Raw genomic sequence first — 17,208 nt, 5'->3', positions numbered from 1 at the left:
GGTTCCTTTCCTTACGAAGTCAGTACGGTTTCTCATCCATCGGAACGCATTACGGAGGTAATGTTGCGTCCACTGGCCAAGCCGATAAGCATTGCCCAGGGTCAATTTGTCAACGCGGCTTTTTTTGAGGGACCGCTTTTTCAGGGCTGTGGTGAATTTCACCCTTACACAGTCAGCAAAATCGCTGAAGATGGCAGTTTATCGCTCAGTGTTAAAGCGTTGGGCGATTGTACGAAACATATTCAAACACTTGGGCCGGGTGTGGCTGTCCGCCTGCAAGGACCTTATGGGATTTTTTTACTGGACCGGCCATCGTCACCAGCAGTTTGGATTGCAGGCGGCATTGGTGTTACGCCATTCCTAGCCATGTTGCGTAGTCATTTGGTGACGCAGAAAACCGATCTGGTCTATGTGCACAGTGAACCTGAACAGGTTCCTTATGAAGCAGAACTGCGAGCCTATGCAACAGATCAAGCATTATTCCATGTGCACTCCCTCACGATGGAAAAGGACCCAACGCCGTTATTTACCTGGCTTGCAAATATCGATGATTTAAATGAGCGGCAAATCTATCTCTGCGGGCCGCCACTATTGGTAGAGAAAGTTACTGACTGGCTGCAGGAACAAGGTGTGCCCGAACAGCAAATCCATTTTGAGCAGTTTGATTTTCGCCCATGAAATGTATTGATATCGCTGCAACCATAGTATTTTGGCTATTTGTAATCGGTTTATGGACTTGCGTTCCGGGTTATCGGAATTAAGCGATGCGATTTGCCTTAATTTTGCAGGAGCAATGTCCCTGGCGCGCAATCAACCGATCAGCTCCTGAGTATTGGCAGTTGTTCGTCTTTTGGCACAAACTTCAGCGCAGTGCCGTTGTTGCACCAGCGCTCTCCACGTGGCGGCGGACCATCATTAAATACATGGCCTTGATGTCCCCCACAGCGCACGCAGTGATATTCCGTGCGCAGCTTGATCATCTTGAAATCAAGTTTAGTTGCTATGTGCCCAGCGATAGGCTGGGTAAAACTTGGCCAGCCGGTGTTGCTTTCATATTTAGATGAACTTTCAAATAACGGCAGATAGCATGCGGCGCAAATAAAGGTACCTTCGCGATCCTCATAAACCAGATTACTGGATTCCGGCCGTTCGGTTTCTTCCTCAAACAAAATCTTATAAGCTTTGGGCGAGACCAACCCGCGCCATGCTTCATGCGGCTTGTTTAAGGGTGTAATCGGACTGGAGGCCTCCCCAATGACTTGTGCCCGAAAGCATGCGGGAATCAATGGAAACACGGCCGCCACGGCAAGACTTTGTAACAAAATGCGTCGTTTCATAAATTTGCTCCGTAGCGAGAGTATTTTACGGATGATTTGGAATCGAACTTCGTTTCCATTAGATCCTTTTAGTAAATAACAACAAGAGAAATAAACTTGCTCCGCGCGCCCTGCCGCACTGATGCAAATACCCGAGCTCGATCAAAGAACGAAAATGTTGTTTGAGTGTATGCAGCTTGCACCGGTCAAGTTTGATAGCCTCACCGATCGTGACACGACCACAGGGTTGTTTGTTATTCCTACAGGATATTCCGGTATCGAATCACGAATCCAATACAAACAATGCGCACACCACAATGGAAAAAACAAAGATCTTACTTCTGCATCAACCACATTCTCAATTCTAGACCTGTCCCCGTCCTTCCCCCGTCCTTCCCCAAAACACAAATCATATTTAATTCATCGGCTATATTCTCAATTCGCGACCTGGCCCCATGCTTGGACAACGCGAGGTGGAAGTGTGAGTCCTTTGCCTCGGATGGCGGTGGATCAATAATTGTTTTACCCGAGATGTGGTATTTGGCCTGAGAGCGATTTGTACTGCCAGGCAGCAACAGGCAGGGCCGTCGCTCCTGCAGCGAATGGTTAGGGGGCAACAGATCATGGTTCATTATTGTCTTCTTCGAACCCGGAGTAGTCAGTGCTGTCTGCTCCGTAATACTCTGCCGCATCGTACTTAAATGTTGCCTTAAACGTTGCGCCAAGACCACATGCGCTGAGCTGAGAAAGCCCGGCGATCTTCAATTGACACGCAACGCACTCGAACTTTTCCGGAAGGTATTCCTGCACCTCAATGATTAAATCGCCTTCCAACTTACGGATTGGCTCAGATACCGGGCCGCCGAAGACTAGCGAGTCACTTTCACACGCTGGGCATTTGACTCTATGGCCAGACTGACGGATTGCCCAAACAGAAGCCTGCTTGAGCAATTTTTGCTGCTCCGCCTTATCCTTTCCGCCCCAAACTGTCTTATGCGCCGCTATCGCTTTCGCGACAGCCTTTGCCGATTCATCTTTCGATGCGGCGACCAGCTTCTCAGCAACCTTCGCCTCGGGCTTTCCTACTACCGCAGCAAGACCTTCGCCCATCGATTCAAGAAGAACCGTCAGCGTTTCGTAGAAATGCGGTAGCCAACCCGTATTGAGGCCGACAAATGGCATGCCGCCAGAGTGTAGCTCCTCGTTTCTGCGATTTATGTGCGCAGCGGAGAACCCATCAAGTTCTGCCGTGTACTTCGGCATCGCCTCACGCAGCCTCGAGCGGACCTCACTAATATCAATCGACTTTGGTATGAACTTTGGGGCAGTTGGATTTCTACCCAACGCAAAGTAAAGGTTGCCGCTGTCCTTTGAATCCGCGAGCAATGCCGGACTGATACTTGCTAATGCAGCACGCGCAACAAACTCCAGGACAAAAGTTGACGTGAGGCCGAACTGCCACTCATCACGCGAATGCGAGAGCATATCTTCCGCATATAGCTGTGCTTTTGCGAGCAGTGCTTCCTTTGACCATGGATGCGAAATCTTTTTGGCTGTTGTCATTTCAACTCACTTAAGTATGCCCGCTGTACATTTCTTGATATTGAATCCGCGCCAATAGACGATCGACCGTGCAACATTCGCCAGTTATCAACAATCAGTGTGTCTCCCCGACTTCTTAGCAGAAACTCGAGCGGAGTAGAACAAGCTATTAACTGCGCAATTTGATCTATAGCCTTAACCGCTGCCTTGTTTGCCGCCCGCAGGTATAGGCTATCCCAACGTAACAAAGACCCATCATCTTGATTTGGCTTATCAAAAACTCTTAGCAATTGATATCCGTATTGCGTCGGCCTTCGGGGTGTCACAAGGGAGCGATACAGAAACTCCTCTCCCAACGAATCAATTACGCATGCACCATCAAGAACGCGGGTTGAAACACTTGAAGCACCTACCTCGCACCGAAGAACCACATATCTTGGCGGTAAAGACCAGTGAGCCAAGTCTGTATGGAACGGAAACTCTCCTAAGCCATAGTTGCCGCTGTAGGTATTGGGCGTGGCGCTCGTTTCGCTCTTGGGGGTCAATGACTGAACACTGGCAAAACCTTCCAGAACATCGATCTTTCCAATACTTTCGAATGCTTCCAGAGCTTCATGCTCTACGTGGAACTCCGCGATAAAGGCATATCCATCACGATGCACGCTGTCTCTTATGGCTTCCGCACTCGCCACACTTTCCCCCTAACGTCTGAATTGTGCGGCGCCGATAGGCGTCCGCACCAATGAACAGTTATGTGTAGTTTTCATAACAGGGGAACCAGTTGCCCACCGATCATTACACCGAAACCATATCGTACGTTCGGATTTAAGCGTCGGTCTATCGGAATTTCGATGACACTTATGGAGAGATTGCCCGAAGCGTCAACGTGTCGGGCGCATAGAAAGACCATCATCAACTCAACGATATCAGCGATGTTCGCACAAGCCGAAGACATAAACTCCCTCATGGGAGTGCCATCGAATGGCGTTTTCGGGTAAACGAGTTGGACAAGGGGCGGCACCAGCTGGTTATGGGAATTTAGAGCGAAATCAGCAGCGATCAATTTCATTTCAGGTCGCTCGTGCTCAACGGCGTTCCTTGCGTTTCTGATCATGCGCAGGAAGGGCGTCGCACCACTTAAGAAATGCCCGAAATTGTCGATTCGACCTTCGCCTTCAATGCGATTCTTCAGGCTCTCCCAACCACCACTACCCAGATCCGGGTAAAACAGTTTGGTGAGATCGAATAGCTTCTGGAGGGCATGATCCGCCTTCTGAATGAACTCACGGATGCGAATGTCAACATGTACCATTGAAGGAAGCATTAACGAGCGATTGTTTCCGATCTTTCCTTCAAACTTGTCGACCGCTTCCTGTTGCTCAGATGCGAAGCGATCCGACAAGATCCTCATTTCTGCAACGTTCTTCGTGATCTCAGTAGCATGGCCCATTGCAGCATTTGCGTCGATGTTGGGTGAAAGATGGCCTTTTTCGAGCAGCCCATGTGCGGTGAGGAGGATTTTTCCAACGAACTCCTCATCAGAGCCGAATGCCGCCAACCGTTGAGCCGTGTTGGGAACGTTTGGATTAGTACGCTCCGGATCGATCTGATCCGCCATCTTGATCTGATAGATCCCTTTTCGCTTCACTACAAGCAGGCTGTCACCGAGCGTGAGCATGCCAGTGATCTCGCTATCATCATCAGGCACATTTATGCTCATCGAGCCCGCGCTTTCGCGAATGCGGTCAATCTCGCGTTTTGGCCCTTTGTCTTTTGGATCAGGCATCGGTGCTCTCAATCTCCCTGAGACACATAACGTAAAGTTGAGGGGCGCCGCGCTTTTGCGGCGTCCCGCTCGAACGTCGGGTTAGGCATTGGCTGAAGCAAGCAAAGCCGATACGAACGGAAAATCTCTAGGACAGTGACTTTCTATTCTGTCGAAGATCATCTGGTCGCCGGCATTGTGTGTGTTACAGCAAAGATAGTAATTTTTTTGATTGTGCTTGGCAAAAACTATCCATTCACCAGTAAGCTTATTGTCATTCGCTCGATCCTCGATAGGTTCATGAACAACTCTGTGTGAAAGCTCGCTGATCATTTCTTTTGTAATGATTGGTGACTTGCTGGGGTCTAGCACTTTGTTTACTAACTTCTCCAGAACTCCACCCTTTAAAGCATTGGATATGTTGTGCGGTACAAAATGCGCAGAAAAAAAGTGCTTGTGCCAAAGACCTTTTAGTGGCTTACGCGAGAACTGTGATGCTGGTTTGGTTTGCGGGTCAGCTTCACCACTCTCCAAATTTTTTATTTCACGAAGCACGTCATCGGGGCCGACCCCAAACTTTAAGTCAAAGATATACAAATCAAGCCAAAGCAATTCGCTTATTCGGTTCCTGATTTCATCTGAGACGATATACATTGCCGCAAACTCAGACAACTGGTCGTCGGTTACTTTGACTTCTGAGCCTTTCAGTGAAACCGTATAAATTCTGGAAGACATAAATTCCTCTTGTATTGCCTAACGTAATATATAAGACATTTTGCCCAATAATCCTGTCGATAATGTCGTGTAATCACAGTAAATATTATCTATCATCATGTTTTTAATATTAATTGATAAATTGAATAAGACAGTTCATAGCAGCAAATGCGACCCATGCGATCAATTAAGAATTTGCTCGATCTCTCCTCGAAAAAAATAGCGAGCACGATCGTTTTCATGGAAAAAATATTTTATAGGATAACACTCTATTATTTTTGACGGCAAACTTCATTCGGCGACTCGGTTGTTGCTCTACCAATCGAAGTGATCCAGAATCAGCAATCATGCTGTTATCGCTCCACCAACACCACTTCAGCCGCCATAACCGAATTATCCCTTCGATATCGCAATTCAGTTTTCTCACCCGCCTTGAGTGTTCTTAGGATATTCGCATACGACGCCAAATCGCTGATCGTTTGTCCAGCCAGTTGTATCAGGATGTCGCCCGCCTGTAATTGCGCTTGCTGTGCCGGGGAACCGAGGAGGACGTTGTCCACGCGCACGCCTTCGCCCTGGTACGAAAAATCCGGTACGGTGCCGAGACTGGCGGTGCGTTTTTCTTTGGTTTTTGTTTCTGTGGGTTCAGTTTGCGCATTTTGCGATGGCAATGTGACCGTCAGCGGTTCGATGCGGTTGGCCAGGTATTCTGTGGCTTCTTTGAGAATCGATGCGACTTTGACCAGCCCGGCGGAGTCTATTTTGTCCACGGTGTCGCCGGGGGCGTGGTAGTCCTCGTGCGCGCTGGCGAAGAATTGCACGGCGGGTACGCCGGCCTGGATGAATGCGGCTTGGTCGCTGGAACCGAAGTCATCTTGCACGGCGTTGACGGGGATGCCAGTGACGAAGCTTGCGCCACGGAAAATATGCACCAGTTCGCGCGCGGTGCCGGTGCCGAACACGGTGACCGGATTGTTTCCCAGCCGTCCCACGGTATCCAGATTCAGCATCGCGATGATTTTCTCGGTTGGATAATTTTTGGTATTGCGGATGTAATGCTTGGAGCCGAGCAGATCCGCTTCCTCTCCGGTGAAAGCGACAAAAATAATGGTGCGTTCCGGTTGCCATTTGGGCACGATCTGCCGTGCCAATTCCAGTAGGATGGCGATGCCACTGGCATTGTCATCCGCACCGTAATGAATTTCCCCTGATGCGCGGCACGCACGTCCGGCCAGCCCATGCCAAGGTGGTCGTAATGCGCGCCGATGATCAGACTTTGCCCGGCGAGTTGCGGGTTGGTTCCCGGCAAAATGCCGATGACATTGCGTAGTGAGATATTGCCTTTTGGCAGTCCGACATCTTGCTGCCAAATTTGTAGAATCATTGTAGAATCATTGGGGTCATAGAATCATTGGGGTCAGACTCGATTGATATAAGTAAGTGTTTCTTCAGTACCGTATTTGTCCGGGTTGTTTTATCAGAGATAAAGCAGGAATACCCAGTTCTTGATGCAGTTTCCAAATCATTTTGAGTGTAAGGGAGCGCTTGCGATTTAAAATCTCGTAAACGCGATTACTTTTTCCAATCATGGGTTCCAAATCTTTAACCGTTAGGCCTTTCTGCTCCATTTCAAATTTGATGGCTTCAACAGGATCAGGCAAGTCGAGAGGAAAATGTTTGCGCTCGTAAGCTTCAATCAGTGTCACTAGTACATCCAGTTTTTCACCTTCCAGTGTGTTCAATTCAGCCGTCATCAGTGTTTCAACTTCCTTCAATGCTGCGCGGTAGTCGGTGTCAGTTTTGATCGGTTTATTGTTCATAGTTAATTGCCTCTGATGCCAAGGAAGCTCTGATTAAGTTGATTACATTCATGGTTCGACAAGCTCACCACGAACGTAATCAATATATTGCCGTTCGTCCTGAGCCTGTCGAAGGACTTAATCAGAGCTTCCTTAGCGTGCCCAGATGTCCATTCCATTACAACATACGGCGCAGCCTACTCTGAACATCATTGAGGTGCATGTAATGCACGATAAAGTTTCCTTGCTTCTTCTTCCTTCAGTGTGTCATCGATTTCACGCAGAACACTTTGAATGTTAACTGGTTTCTCAATACGCTCGAAGCGCCCGGTCAAAACACTGTCCGGATGTAGTTGCCCGCTTTGATAGAGTGTCCATATTTCCATACCATAACTGGTGGCTAGCAATTCAGGTGCAAACTGACCGAAATAATTAGCCAAGTTTTCAACATCACGTAGCAGCATTTTACAGGCTTGGTTATTGGCGGCTGCGTCGATAGCTTGAGGCAAATCGATGATAACTGGCCCGGTGCTGTCGATCAGCACGTTGTATTCAGACAGATCGCCGTGGATAATCCCAGCGCACAGCATGCGAACCACCTGCGTAATTAGAATGCGATGATATTCACGAGATAATTCTGCAGTCAGTACAAGATCGTTGAGCCGTGGGGCTGCGTTGCCATTGCTGTCGGTGACCAGATCCATCAGTAGTACGCCCTCATGGAAATGATGCGGCTTGGGTACACGCACACCTGCAGCAGCGAGCCGGTACAGAGCATCTACCTCGGCACTTTGCCAGGATTCTTCCTGTGCTTTGCGTCCATACCGGGTACCTTTTTCCATGGCGCGCGCGCGACGGCTGTTTTTTACTTTGCGGCCTTCGGTGTAATCCGTACTTTGGCGGAAACTGCGTTTGTTGGCTTCTTTGTATACTTTAGCGCAACGTATCTCTTCGCCACAGCGAACCACATAAACCGAAGCTTCCTTACCACTCATTAATTGACGGATAACTTCATCGATAAAGCCATCCTGGATCAGTGGTTCAATTCTTTTTGGGGGTTTCATTCGTGTAATACTACGCTTATATTTTGATATTCATCTTAGATACAATTTATAACACCTGATATACAGGATAACTAGAAAAATAGGACTTGAATTAAGCTATCCAAAATGTTTTATATTATGTTGTACTGATTTGCCTGCATTTCAATAGTGTTTTTTTATTTCGACCATTGTGTTAGCGCTCACGCAAGGGGACTAATAGCGATGATAATCCATTGTGATCAAGCTCATGCATCAATGCTAATAATTTCCCGATTTCGCCAGGAGGAAACCCTTTACGAGCAAACCAGTTAAGATAATTTCCAGGTAAATCGGCAATCAAATGTCCTTTGTACTTGCCATAAGGCATGACTCGGGTGACTAATAGCTGCAGGTGCTCAGGATTTATCACTACTAATTAACACAATAATTGTGCAGATGTTAGAACTGCGGAGAAAAGAGCTTACGCCAGAGTACGCCATTGAATCCAACCGCCCATGCCCCCGATCTTCCAGCGGCAATATTTTCTAAACCACTTGCCTCCTCATCTTGACTGAAGGTGACGCCATCATCTGATGAGCTCCATATAGCCCCGTTCTTTCCGGCAAGCCAGATTAAGCCGTTAGGTGCGGTAGCAACATCTGCAATTCCGCTTGCTGTGGTTTTGCTCCAGCTACCTGTGGCAAACTTCCACAACGTGCCATTGGACCCAACCGCCCATACGACGCCACCTGGTCCGGCGGAAATTCGACTAAAGCCACTTGCCCCAATCTGCGTGAACTTCTGCCCTTGGTCGCCACTAAACCAGATAGTACCATTTTTCCCAACTAGCCATACTTTGCCGTCTGGCGCGACAGCGACATCTTCCATGCCACTTACTGCTGTTTCGGTCCAGCTACCCGTAGCAAATTTCCACAACGCGCCATTGGACCCAATTGCCCATACAGTACTATCCGGTCCGACAGAAATTCGACTAAAACCACTTGCACCAATCTGCCTAAATGAGGAGCCATATATATTGTCCGATACCCAGACAGCCCCGTCCTCGCCGGTAAGCCAGATTAACCCGTTAGGTGCGATCGCGATATCTCTCATTCCGCTGGTTGGCGTACTGTGCCAAATTTCAGCCTGGGCCAATGAAGAGAACATGCCACATACCATCAGCAATCCAATCAACAATCTTCGTGATAAGCACCACGTTTTGCGGGCAAATATCATTTGCATACCACTTAACTTAGTCACATTCTTCTTATGGAATAGTAAAACTCCAAACACTATGAGTCCATCAACATCGGCTGGCATTTGTGTTTACGCCTGTACTGAATTGATACTTTAACCGTGCGACCCCGGCTATATTTAAACATTCTGATGCACAGTAAATTGTAATGCAGATTGGCTGGGAATCTGGTCTTGTTTGAATAACATAATGGCGCGATACTAAGGGGCAAGCCGATATCTTTACTGATTCTGATCACAGTCATTACGGTGTACCATTCAGCCTTTTCCGAATAAATCTTCAAGCGCGGCTAATAGACTGGTAAATTTGAAATCAAATTGATACGTTTGCAGCAATTTTGCGGGTACGATGTGATAGCTGTTCAGAGCCAAGGCTGCGGCCTCTCCTAACGCCAGTTTTAAGATAAAAGCAGGGGTAGGAATGAATGCGGGCCGATGGAGGATTTTACCGAACGTGGTTGCAAAATCCCGGTATCGTACCGGGTTGGGTGAAACGGCATTTACCGGACCGCGATAGCGCGTATCCAGAACAGCAGTTTCGTATACTGAGACCAGATCGTGAATATGAATCCACGGGAGCCATTGGCTTCCTTGCCCAATCGGTCCACCCAATCCAAGTTTGAATAGTGGCAAGAGTTTTGCCAACATGCCACCTTCACCCAACACAACTCCTGTCCGAATGTTAACCCGGCGCACTCCCCTGCTCTCAATGTTTGCTGCTTCTTTTTCCCAGTCGCGGCAGATGGCTTGCATGAAATCTCCGTGATCAGGTACGACGTAGGACTCATCATAAATATCATCTCCCTGACCTGGATAAATGCCGATCGCTGAACCGCAGATAAAACATTCCAGACTGGAAGGCGCTGCCGTCACTAACTTGCGTGTACTCAGGATGAGTGATTCATAAATCGCACATTTGCGCGCATCGGTCCAACGGCCATCACCCAGATTCTCGCCCATCAAGTGAATGATCCCTTGGATATTTTCCAGTGCTTCAGCAGGTACTTCCTGTGTTGCATAATCCCAGCTATAGGCAGTCACACCAAGCTTCTGGCTAGCGCGCACACCATCCCGGCTAAGTACTTTGATCGTATGCTGGCTTTGTTTCAGGCGTTGCACGAGATGTCGGCCAATGAATCCTGTCGCGCCAGTAATGAGTAGGTTCATTTTTAATGGCTAATTTCAGCGGTGATTGATTAGAAACGTACAAACATTCCGGATTCGTATCAACGAAATTTAGGATACTGTGCACTCCTGTAACAAAATAGTAAACAGATTTAAAGCAGCTTTCCAGTTTATTTGAGAACGCCGGGATCCATTGATGACTCAAACAGATGGACACTGAGTGATACTTTGGGCTTCAACAAAAATCGGTTTGCGTGCGTTTCTGATTTCTTCTAATAGAAATATGAGTCACAATAAAAAATTGTCCGCATTGAAGTCTGCAAAGATTGATTACTTTCCGGAGGAACTTTGCTATGTTTATCTCAAGACCATTCATTATTTCAAGCATACTTTTTCTCGCTTTAACTCATAGCAATCTGACACGCGCTGAAGTTTCCAAAGGAACATGGACACTGGCTGCTCCAGCGCCTACACAACGCACAGAGGTCGCCGCAGCCGCAACTGAAGGCAAAATTTATGTGGTCGGCGGATTTAATAAACCTAATTTGCAAAATGCTTTGAAATTTGCCATCAGTAACGATGTGGAAGTCTATGATACGGCCTCTGATTCCTGGTCGGCCACAACACCGTTGCCAGAAGGTCGGCATCACGCAGGAATTGCTTCACTGAACGGCTTGTTGTACGTTATGGGCGGATTCACCCAATCTTTTATGTCGATTTGGCATGCCGTTTCCACTGTTTATCAATACAATCCCGCTACCAAAGAATGGCGTGAGCTCGCACCGATGCCAACTGCACGCGGAGCGCTTGGTATTGCCATCTATCAAAATCGCTTGTATGCAGTCGGCGGATATGATGGCAAACACAATTCTGGCGCTGTGGAAATTTTTGATCCGCAAACGAATACCTGGTCATCCGGCGCATCCATGCCTACGCCACGAGACCATTTGGCAGTAATCACGGCCGGAAACCGGATCCACAGCAATCAATGGCGGCCACGCGCGAAGCTCCCAACGCCCCGAAGTGGCATCACCGCAGGCGTAATCAATGATTGGATTTATATCATCGGCGGCGAATCAGGAGACGGCACATTTAACACTAATGAAGCCTATCATCCCGGAACCGATCAATGGCGCACAATGACGCCAATGCCCACGGCACGGCATGGACTTGGCTCAGCCGTCGTCAACGGACGCTTGTACGTGATCAGCGGCGGCCCAACGCCAGGAGGCTCTTTTAGCCAGGTCAATGAAGTTTTTACACCACCAGCTGTTGAATAACATTGCGCATCCCAAACAAAATACACCTCAATCATATGGATTTATTTCTAGGATCTGCTCTATAAATAACTGAGTATAAATCACACCATAAAACTATTTCCTTCAAAAATACTCTCGAAACATAAAAGTATAAGCAAGCGATAGTTTTTTGAACCATCGTTAATTTTGCCGTATAATTCTCACCAATTCACATGCTATTCCTCAGCTTATTATTGATTCCCCTCTGAACTTCCTAAAATTTTTTCAGTCTATGGCCGCATGTAATGAGTAAGAGCGTTCTTGCAAACACGGATCTATCTGATGAGATTCTTACGCCAGCCAACTATTCTGAATTAACCAATTTCGAGCAAAGCAAAATTCTCCAGTTTCAACAGGAGATTCTTCAGTTAGTGGTAATGGGAAATAATTACAAAGAAATTTGTGAGCAAGTCTGTCTGCTAATGGAACAGCTTCTGGACAATGCCGTAGCAACGGTCATGTTATTGGACAAAGAAAAACAATGCATGAATGTATTTGCCGCACCAAGTGTCCCGGAGGAATGTGTTGTTCAACTGAATGGTTTGCGGCCAGGTCCTGAAGCTGGATCCTGCGGGAATGCTGTCTTTCGTCAAGAAGCAGTCTATGTAGAAAGTACGCTTGAGGATCCGCGTTGGAAGAGTATCCGGAAATTAGCCATTGATTTCAATATCCTCTCCTGTTGGTCCATGCCGGTGCGCAGCAAAGGCGGCGAGTGCATCGGATCATTTGCGCTTTCCAGTTTTGAACATCGCTTACCCAGTGCGTTTCACCGTAAATTATTAGAAATAGGCTCGTTTATTATCGGAATTACTCTCGAACAGCAAAAGATGAGAGAACAGCTCTATCTCTCGAGCAAAGTTTTCGAGAATAGTACCGAAGCTATTATGATTGCCGATGCGAATAAGACCATAATCTCTATTAATAAAGCACTTAATAAAATAACTGGCTATACGGAAGAAGAAGTAATCAACAAATCGGTGTCGATTATGGTATCGATTCGGCACAACTCAAAATTCTTCCAGAAAATTTGGCTATGCGTTAAACAATACGGTCATTGGCAAGGTGAGGTGTGGAACAGGAACAAACGCGGACGAGAGTATCCCGCATGGTTTAGTATTACTACGGTACATGGCGAAGATGGAATAATAAGCTATTATCTCGTTAACTTTTCTGATATTACAGATAAGAAAAAATCGGATGAGATTATCTGGCGCCAAGCTAATTTCGACTCTTTGACTGGTTTGCCAAACCGTAATATGTTTTACGATCGATTGAATCACGATATTAAAAATGCTTCCCGTTTAGGAATACAGTTGGCGGTATTATTTATCGATCTCGATCGATTCAAGGAAGTAAATGATTCATTTGGGCACAGCATCGGCGATGCGCTGCTGATGGAAGCCGCAAAGCGGCTTAGCAATTGTGTTCGCGAAACGGATACCGTGGCGCGTTTAGGTGGTGATGAATTTACAATTATTTTGAATGGAATCAACAGCCAGCGTTGCGCTGAAACAATAATTCAAATGATCTTGCAGGAACTGGCCAAATTATTTCATTTAAACACTAAATCGGCCTATGTTTCCGCAAGTATTGGGGCCACATTTTTTCCGGAGGATGCGAACAACGCCGATACGTTGATGAAAAATGCTGATCAAGCCATGTATTCTGCTAAGAATAATGGGCGAAATTGCTGGAGTAGCTTCACATCGTCTATGCGAGCAGCTTCAGAAATCCGTTCGCGAACTGCATATGAGTTGCGCGATGCGCTAAGAAACCATCAGTTCTATTTAATGTATCAACCGATACTGGAACTGGCAACCGGCAATATACATAAAGCCGAAGCATTGATACGCTGGCAGCACCCAGAGCAAGGGACAATTTATCCTGCTGAATTCATTACTATTGCAGAAGAAACCAATCTGATTACAGACGTTGGTGACTGGGTATTCAAACAGGCAGCCAATCAAGTCGCGTTGTGGCAAGAAAATTTTAATATAGAATTTCAAATCAGTGTCAACAAATCCCCCAAACAATTTATTAATAAAATGAGCGATTGGGTGAGTCATCTCCGTGAACTTGAGCTAAACGGGCGTAGCATCATCGTTGAAATTACCGAGAACTTATTGTTAGACATACATGAGTTGGTCGTTGAAAAATTATTAAATTTTCGAGATGCGGGCGTTCAGGTGGCAATCGATGATTTTGGCACGGGTTACTCGTCATTATCTTATCTCAAGAAATTTGACATTGATTATCTTAAGATTGATCGATCTTTTATTTCTAATCTGGACAGTGAATCCAACGACAGAATTTTATGTGAAGCGATTATTACGATGGCCCATCGTTTGGGTATGAAAGTTATTGCTGAAGGCGTGGAAACTGATTCACAGAAACAACTATTGATAGCAATGGGCTGCGATTATGCGCAGGGTTACTTCTTTAGCAAACCATTGACGGCAGATAAATTTGAAGCTTTTCTTCTACAACAAGGACAAATAAATCCATATATACAATCCTCACCCGCAATTTGTAATTAATGTACCGGTAATTTAAAAAGCGTTTTTTCCTTTAACAATTTTTTAGAAATAAGCATTTTGCTTACTCAGGATTGTTGATTAGGGTGTTAATGTTAAAATTTTGGAGGTTTACATGAAAGTATTCTTATTCTTAGCGTTTATACTGAGCTCTTCTAGTTACGCTCAAAGTAATCACGATCATCAAGATAAAACACAGAAAGATGGTCATCATAGTCAAATGCACGATGGCGATCATCACGGTGGAATGGGCGGAATGCATGGCGGTCATCACAAAATAGATAAAACCACTTTAAAACAATTCTTTGAACCGTTACCCGCAGCAATTATTGATAAGGAAAAGAATGCGGCTCTAATCAAGCTTGGAAAGAAGCTTTATTTAGAACCCCGGCTTTCGATCAATGATCAGATTTCTTGTAACTCCTGTCATAGGCTGGATAATTTTGGCGTAGACAGTCAGGCCACATCGCCAGGTCATGAAGGAAAACGCGGCGGCAGAAATTCCCCAACCTCGATGAATGCAGCGCTGCATATTGCGCAGTTCTGGGATGGGCGCGCCAAAGATGTTGAGGAACAAGCACTGGGGCCAATTTTAAATCCAATCGAAATGGGCATGCCAAATGCAGATGCTGTTGTCAACAAATTGAAAAAAATAGAGGAATATAAAGCACTTTTTGCAGAAGCCTTCAAGGATGAGAAAGATCCTATTCAATACAAAAACGTTGGCAAGGCCATCGGTGCCTTTGAGCGTACACTGCTAACCCCTTCTCGTTTTGATGATTTTCTCAATGGCGATGAAACCGCATTGAATGAAAACGAGAAAAGAGGCCTGCAAAAATTTGTCCACATGGGATGCGCCACTTGCCACAACGGTGTTGCGCTTGGCGGGAACTCATACAAAAAAATCGGTCTGGTTAAACCCTATGAAACAAAAGATATGGGACGGTTTGAAATAACCGGACTTGAGATTGACAAGAAAGTGTTTAAGGTCCCAAGCCTTAGAAATATTACCAAAACAGCACCGTATTTCCATGATGGCTCAGTTGCAACATTGGATGAAGCGATAGAAGAAATGGCTGAGCATCAATTGGGCCGAGAAGTTGGCCCTGGATTTATTACCGATGTAAAAGCATTCCTGGGATCTCTAACCAGTAAGGGCAAAGAATAAATTTGCACCGCACGGTCTCGCCTATCCTTACGGCAAAACTGTAGGGATAGGTGCAGAAAACAAAACATCAGAAATGCAATCTATAATGCTCTCCGTGGCAAGCAACTACCACGGAGAGCATTACGTTTATGTATCGTTGCGGCATCCCCAACACTCACAGTAAACTATTTTACGAATTTCTATTTTCTCGTTTCTGGCATTGCACGCACCACGGCCAATGTCCTTACGGTACTTTCTGTCGCATTATCAAACAAGAGTCCAGTTTCTACTCAAAAATATATATTTTCAGAATACTCTAAAGAAATTCCATTTATACTGATCCAATCAGGAATATTTATACCTAAATAGAAGGAAAGCACCATGAAATTAATGAGGATAATGACTGCAGGTTTGATTTTTTTGGGACTGTCGGCTTGCTCCAGTACAGGGCCTGTTTTATATCCAAACACACACTTTTTATCTATGGGAAAAAAGGTGGCTGAGGCAGATATTGAAGCTTGTAAAGAATTGGCCGAAGCGGCTGGTGCCAGGGAAGGCAAAGGAAATGTTGGTAATGTCGCGACAAGCACGGCCATGGGCGCAGGTGTCGGTGCCGCGAGTGGTGCAGTGGGTGGCGCTATTTACGGTTCGGCTGGTCAAGGCTCCTTAGTTGGTGCAGCCAGTGGTGCCGCTGCAGGATTGTTGCGAGGAATCTTCCTCTCGGCGAGACCTGCACAACCCAATCAAGCTTATGCAAACTTCGTTTCTCGCTGCTTGCAAGAAAAAGGCTATGAAGTTACCGGCTGGCAATAGCAGGAGGTTCCGGAACGCCGTAATGCAACAGAGGAGCCAGACTCAAATGCCGCCAGCCATTTCGGCAATTAACAATCCCAAAATACCAAATAGCAGTAAGATGACCCATTTGAGATGATGAGAGATATTGCGTAACAACGCTTTAGTTTCTTCGTCCATACTTATTATTCACCCATTTTTGATTCCGTTAGTATAGCTAAAAGATACTTGAAAACCCGTAATTATGTTGCAAATTACGAATATCTAGCGTGCTTAAGGACTTCAATGCACTTTTTATTTCGATGAATTATTATCCCCAATGAAAATCTAATTAAATATCGCCGTCAGATAAATAGCGCCGATTGATCATGGCTATTTTGTACTTGATAATTTTTATCAAACTTCAGAATTACCAGGAAAAGCCGTAAGTCATCTTTGATTCTTGTATCAATATAGTGTGATATCAATAATATTGTTTCCAGAACATGTTATAGGGAGGTGATAGCAATGATTAGAGAACTTTCTTTTGATGATGAAGATGTCATTTATCCTGTTGATAGTATGAATGACGAGGATGATCTACTGGCGGATAGCAAAATTCCACTCGGGAAGTTTGCAAAAATAATTGATGAATTCGAGGCTGCCAAAGATGATTTTGATGATAACGAATTCGAAACAGTCAAAAATGATTTTGACGATGACGATGATGTTACACTTGACACGTTAGGACTGCGGTAGTCTCTCAAACTCTACAACAGCACTTGTTGCATAGTGAACGCAGCATAACAATCTATTCCTATGGAACAAGTAACGGTGAATGCAAACGTAGAAATTTTAGAGAAAACAATCTGTTTCGAAGGCTTTTTTCGTATTGAGCGTTACCGCTTGCGTCATCGATTA

General features: G+C 45.8%; 19 protein-coding genes. 8 read left to right on the top strand and 11 right to left on the bottom strand.

The window, feature by feature from the left end:
• Positions 1 to 678, top strand: a 678-nt coding sequence (locus QZ942_RS11380; RefSeq protein WP_292995649.1) for an FAD-binding oxidoreductase, incomplete at its 5' end; no start/stop codon positions are given.
• A gap of 140 nt (positions 679 to 818) precedes the next feature.
• Here QZ942_RS11380 and msrB read toward each other — a convergent pair.
• Complete coding sequence (gene msrB / locus QZ942_RS11375) at positions 819 to 1,337, bottom strand: peptide-methionine (R)-S-oxide reductase MsrB (RefSeq protein ID WP_292995647.1); 519 nt, start codon at positions 1,335 to 1,337, stop codon at positions 819 to 821.
• 121 nt (positions 1,338 to 1,458) lie between these two features.
• Here msrB and QZ942_RS11370 point away from each other — a divergent pair, with 121 nt between their 5' ends.
• Positions 1,459 to 1,833: a hypothetical protein gene (locus QZ942_RS11370; protein WP_292995645.1), complete on the top strand. Its 375-nt coding sequence runs from the start codon at positions 1,459 to 1,461 to the stop codon at positions 1,831 to 1,833.
• A gap of 104 nt (positions 1,834 to 1,937) precedes the next feature.
• Here the strand turns inward: QZ942_RS11370 and QZ942_RS11365 are convergent, their stop codons facing one another.
• The 5 genes from QZ942_RS11365 to QZ942_RS11345 all read right to left on the bottom strand — a co-directional run bounded on the left by QZ942_RS11365 (position 1,938) and on the right by QZ942_RS11345 (position 6,488).
• A complete protein-coding gene (locus tag QZ942_RS11365; protein ID WP_292995643.1) occupies positions 1,938 to 2,879 on the bottom strand; it encodes a hypothetical protein in 942 nt (313 codons plus the stop codon).
• A complete protein-coding gene (locus QZ942_RS11360; RefSeq protein ID WP_292995641.1) occupies positions 2,876 to 3,550 on the bottom strand; it encodes a TauD/TfdA family dioxygenase in 675 nt (224 codons plus the stop codon). The genes QZ942_RS11365 and QZ942_RS11360 overlap by 4 nt, the downstream gene beginning before the upstream one ends.
• A 71-nt stretch (positions 3,551 to 3,621) precedes the next feature.
• Positions 3,622 to 4,644 carry a hypothetical protein gene (locus QZ942_RS11355; protein WP_292995639.1) on the bottom strand — a complete coding sequence of 341 codons (1,023 nt, stop codon included), beginning with the start codon at positions 4,642 to 4,644 and terminating at the stop codon, positions 3,622 to 3,624.
• A gap of 81 nt (positions 4,645 to 4,725) precedes the next feature.
• Positions 4,726 to 5,358, bottom strand: a complete 633-nt coding sequence (locus tag QZ942_RS11350) for a hypothetical protein (protein ID WP_292995637.1) — start codon at positions 5,356 to 5,358, stop codon at positions 4,726 to 4,728.
• A 332-nt stretch (positions 5,359 to 5,690) separates the two neighbouring features.
• A complete protein-coding gene (locus tag QZ942_RS11345; RefSeq protein ID WP_292995635.1) occupies positions 5,691 to 6,488 on the bottom strand; it encodes a M28 family peptidase in 798 nt (265 codons plus the stop codon).
• Here QZ942_RS11345 and QZ942_RS11340 point away from each other — a divergent pair.
• Positions 6,482 to 6,667: a hypothetical protein gene (locus QZ942_RS11340; protein ID WP_292995633.1), complete on the top strand. Its 186-nt coding sequence runs from the start codon at positions 6,482 to 6,484 to the stop codon at positions 6,665 to 6,667. The two genes, QZ942_RS11345 and QZ942_RS11340, sit on opposite strands and share 7 nt — an antisense overlap.
• Positions 6,668 to 6,785: 118 nt before the next feature.
• Here the strand turns inward: QZ942_RS11340 and QZ942_RS11335 are convergent, their stop codons facing one another.
• From QZ942_RS11335 to QZ942_RS11315, 5 genes are all read right to left on the bottom strand, one after another.
• Positions 6,786 to 7,157 (bottom strand): helix-turn-helix domain-containing protein, encoded by a 372-nt coding sequence (locus tag QZ942_RS11335; protein WP_292995631.1) that lies wholly within the window; start codon positions 7,155 to 7,157, stop codon positions 6,786 to 6,788.
• Positions 7,158 to 7,345: 188 nt separating this feature from the next.
• Complete coding sequence (locus QZ942_RS11330; RefSeq protein WP_292995629.1) at positions 7,346 to 8,200, bottom strand: PA4780 family RIO1-like protein kinase; 855 nt, start codon at positions 8,198 to 8,200, stop codon at positions 7,346 to 7,348.
• Between the two features lie 172 nt (positions 8,201 to 8,372).
• Positions 8,373 to 8,585, bottom strand: coding sequence for a DUF3820 family protein (locus tag QZ942_RS11325; RefSeq protein WP_292995651.1), 213 nt, complete (start codon positions 8,583 to 8,585; stop codon positions 8,373 to 8,375).
• Between the two features lie 32 nt (positions 8,586 to 8,617).
• Positions 8,618 to 9,478, bottom strand: a complete 861-nt coding sequence (locus QZ942_RS11320) for a tectonin domain-containing protein (RefSeq protein ID WP_292995627.1) — start codon at positions 9,476 to 9,478, stop codon at positions 8,618 to 8,620.
• A gap of 192 nt (positions 9,479 to 9,670) precedes the next feature.
• Positions 9,671 to 10,579 (bottom strand): TIGR01777 family oxidoreductase, encoded by a 909-nt coding sequence (locus tag QZ942_RS11315; protein ID WP_292995625.1) that lies wholly within the window; start codon positions 10,577 to 10,579, stop codon positions 9,671 to 9,673.
• 311 nt (positions 10,580 to 10,890) lie between these two features.
• Between QZ942_RS11315 and QZ942_RS11310 the strand changes: the two genes are divergently transcribed.
• From QZ942_RS11310 to QZ942_RS11290, 5 genes are all read left to right on the top strand, one after another.
• Positions 10,891 to 11,817 carry a kelch repeat-containing protein gene (locus QZ942_RS11310; protein ID WP_292995623.1) on the top strand — a complete coding sequence of 309 codons (927 nt, stop codon included), beginning with the start codon at positions 10,891 to 10,893 and terminating at the stop codon, positions 11,815 to 11,817.
• Between the two features lie 263 nt (positions 11,818 to 12,080).
• Positions 12,081 to 14,372 carry an EAL domain-containing protein gene (locus QZ942_RS11305; RefSeq protein WP_292995621.1) on the top strand — a complete coding sequence of 764 codons (2,292 nt, stop codon included), beginning with the start codon at positions 12,081 to 12,083 and terminating at the stop codon, positions 14,370 to 14,372.
• Between the two features lie 112 nt (positions 14,373 to 14,484).
• A complete protein-coding gene (locus QZ942_RS11300; protein WP_292995619.1) occupies positions 14,485 to 15,537 on the top strand; it encodes a cytochrome c peroxidase in 1,053 nt (350 codons plus the stop codon).
• Between the two features lie 474 nt (positions 15,538 to 16,011).
• Entirely contained in the window at positions 16,012 to 16,329 is a 318-nt protein-coding gene (locus QZ942_RS11295) for a glycine zipper family protein (RefSeq protein ID WP_292995617.1), read from the top strand.
• A 486-nt stretch (positions 16,330 to 16,815) separates the two neighbouring features.
• The gene (locus QZ942_RS11290; protein ID WP_292995615.1) at positions 16,816 to 17,046 is read left to right on the top strand and encodes a hypothetical protein; all 231 of its coding nucleotides are present in this window, start codon (positions 16,816 to 16,818) and stop codon (positions 17,044 to 17,046) included.
• The last annotated feature ends 162 nt before the right edge of the window (positions 17,047 to 17,208 follow it).

It is taken from the genome of Nitrosomonas sp., from assembly GCF_021731985.1.
Lineage (GTDB): Bacteria > Pseudomonadota > Gammaproteobacteria > Burkholderiales > Nitrosomonadaceae > Nitrosomonas.
This window is presented reverse-complemented; position numbering and strand designations above follow the sequence as displayed.

What these genes read in the sequence shown, in the direction of transcription:
- msrB (WP_292995647.1), bottom strand. Translation starts at nt 1,337, where the DNA reads ATGAAACGACGCATTTTGTTACAAAGTCTTGCCGTGGCGGCCGTGTTT.
- QZ942_RS11370 (WP_292995645.1), top strand. Translation starts at nt 1,459, where the DNA reads ATGCAAATACCCGAGCTCGATCAAAGAACGAAAATGTTGTTTGAGTGT.
- QZ942_RS11365 (WP_292995643.1), bottom strand. Translation starts at nt 2,879, where the DNA reads ATGACAACAGCCAAAAAGATTTCGCATCCATGGTCAAAGGAAGCACTG.
- QZ942_RS11355 (WP_292995639.1), bottom strand. Translation starts at nt 4,644, where the DNA reads ATGCCTGATCCAAAAGACAAAGGGCCAAAACGCGAGATTGACCGCATT.
- QZ942_RS11350 (WP_292995637.1), bottom strand. Translation starts at nt 5,358, where the DNA reads ATGTCTTCCAGAATTTATACGGTTTCACTGAAAGGCTCAGAAGTCAAA.
- QZ942_RS11335 (WP_292995631.1), bottom strand. Translation starts at nt 7,157, where the DNA reads ATGAACAATAAACCGATCAAAACTGACACCGACTACCGCGCAGCATTG.
- QZ942_RS11330 (WP_292995629.1), bottom strand. Translation starts at nt 8,200, where the DNA reads ATGAAACCCCCAAAAAGAATTGAACCACTGATCCAGGATGGCTTTATC.
- QZ942_RS11320 (WP_292995627.1), bottom strand. Translation starts at nt 9,478, where the DNA reads ATGCCAGCCGATGTTGATGGACTCATAGTGTTTGGAGTTTTACTATTC.
- QZ942_RS11315 (WP_292995625.1), bottom strand. Translation starts at nt 10,579, where the DNA reads ATGAACCTACTCATTACTGGCGCGACAGGATTCATTGGCCGACATCTC.
- QZ942_RS11310 (WP_292995623.1), top strand. Translation starts at nt 10,891, where the DNA reads ATGTTTATCTCAAGACCATTCATTATTTCAAGCATACTTTTTCTCGCT.
- QZ942_RS11305 (WP_292995621.1), top strand. Translation starts at nt 12,081, where the DNA reads ATGAGTAAGAGCGTTCTTGCAAACACGGATCTATCTGATGAGATTCTT.
- QZ942_RS11300 (WP_292995619.1), top strand. Translation starts at nt 14,485, where the DNA reads ATGAAAGTATTCTTATTCTTAGCGTTTATACTGAGCTCTTCTAGTTAC.
- QZ942_RS11290 (WP_292995615.1), top strand. Translation starts at nt 16,816, where the DNA reads ATGATTAGAGAACTTTCTTTTGATGATGAAGATGTCATTTATCCTGTT.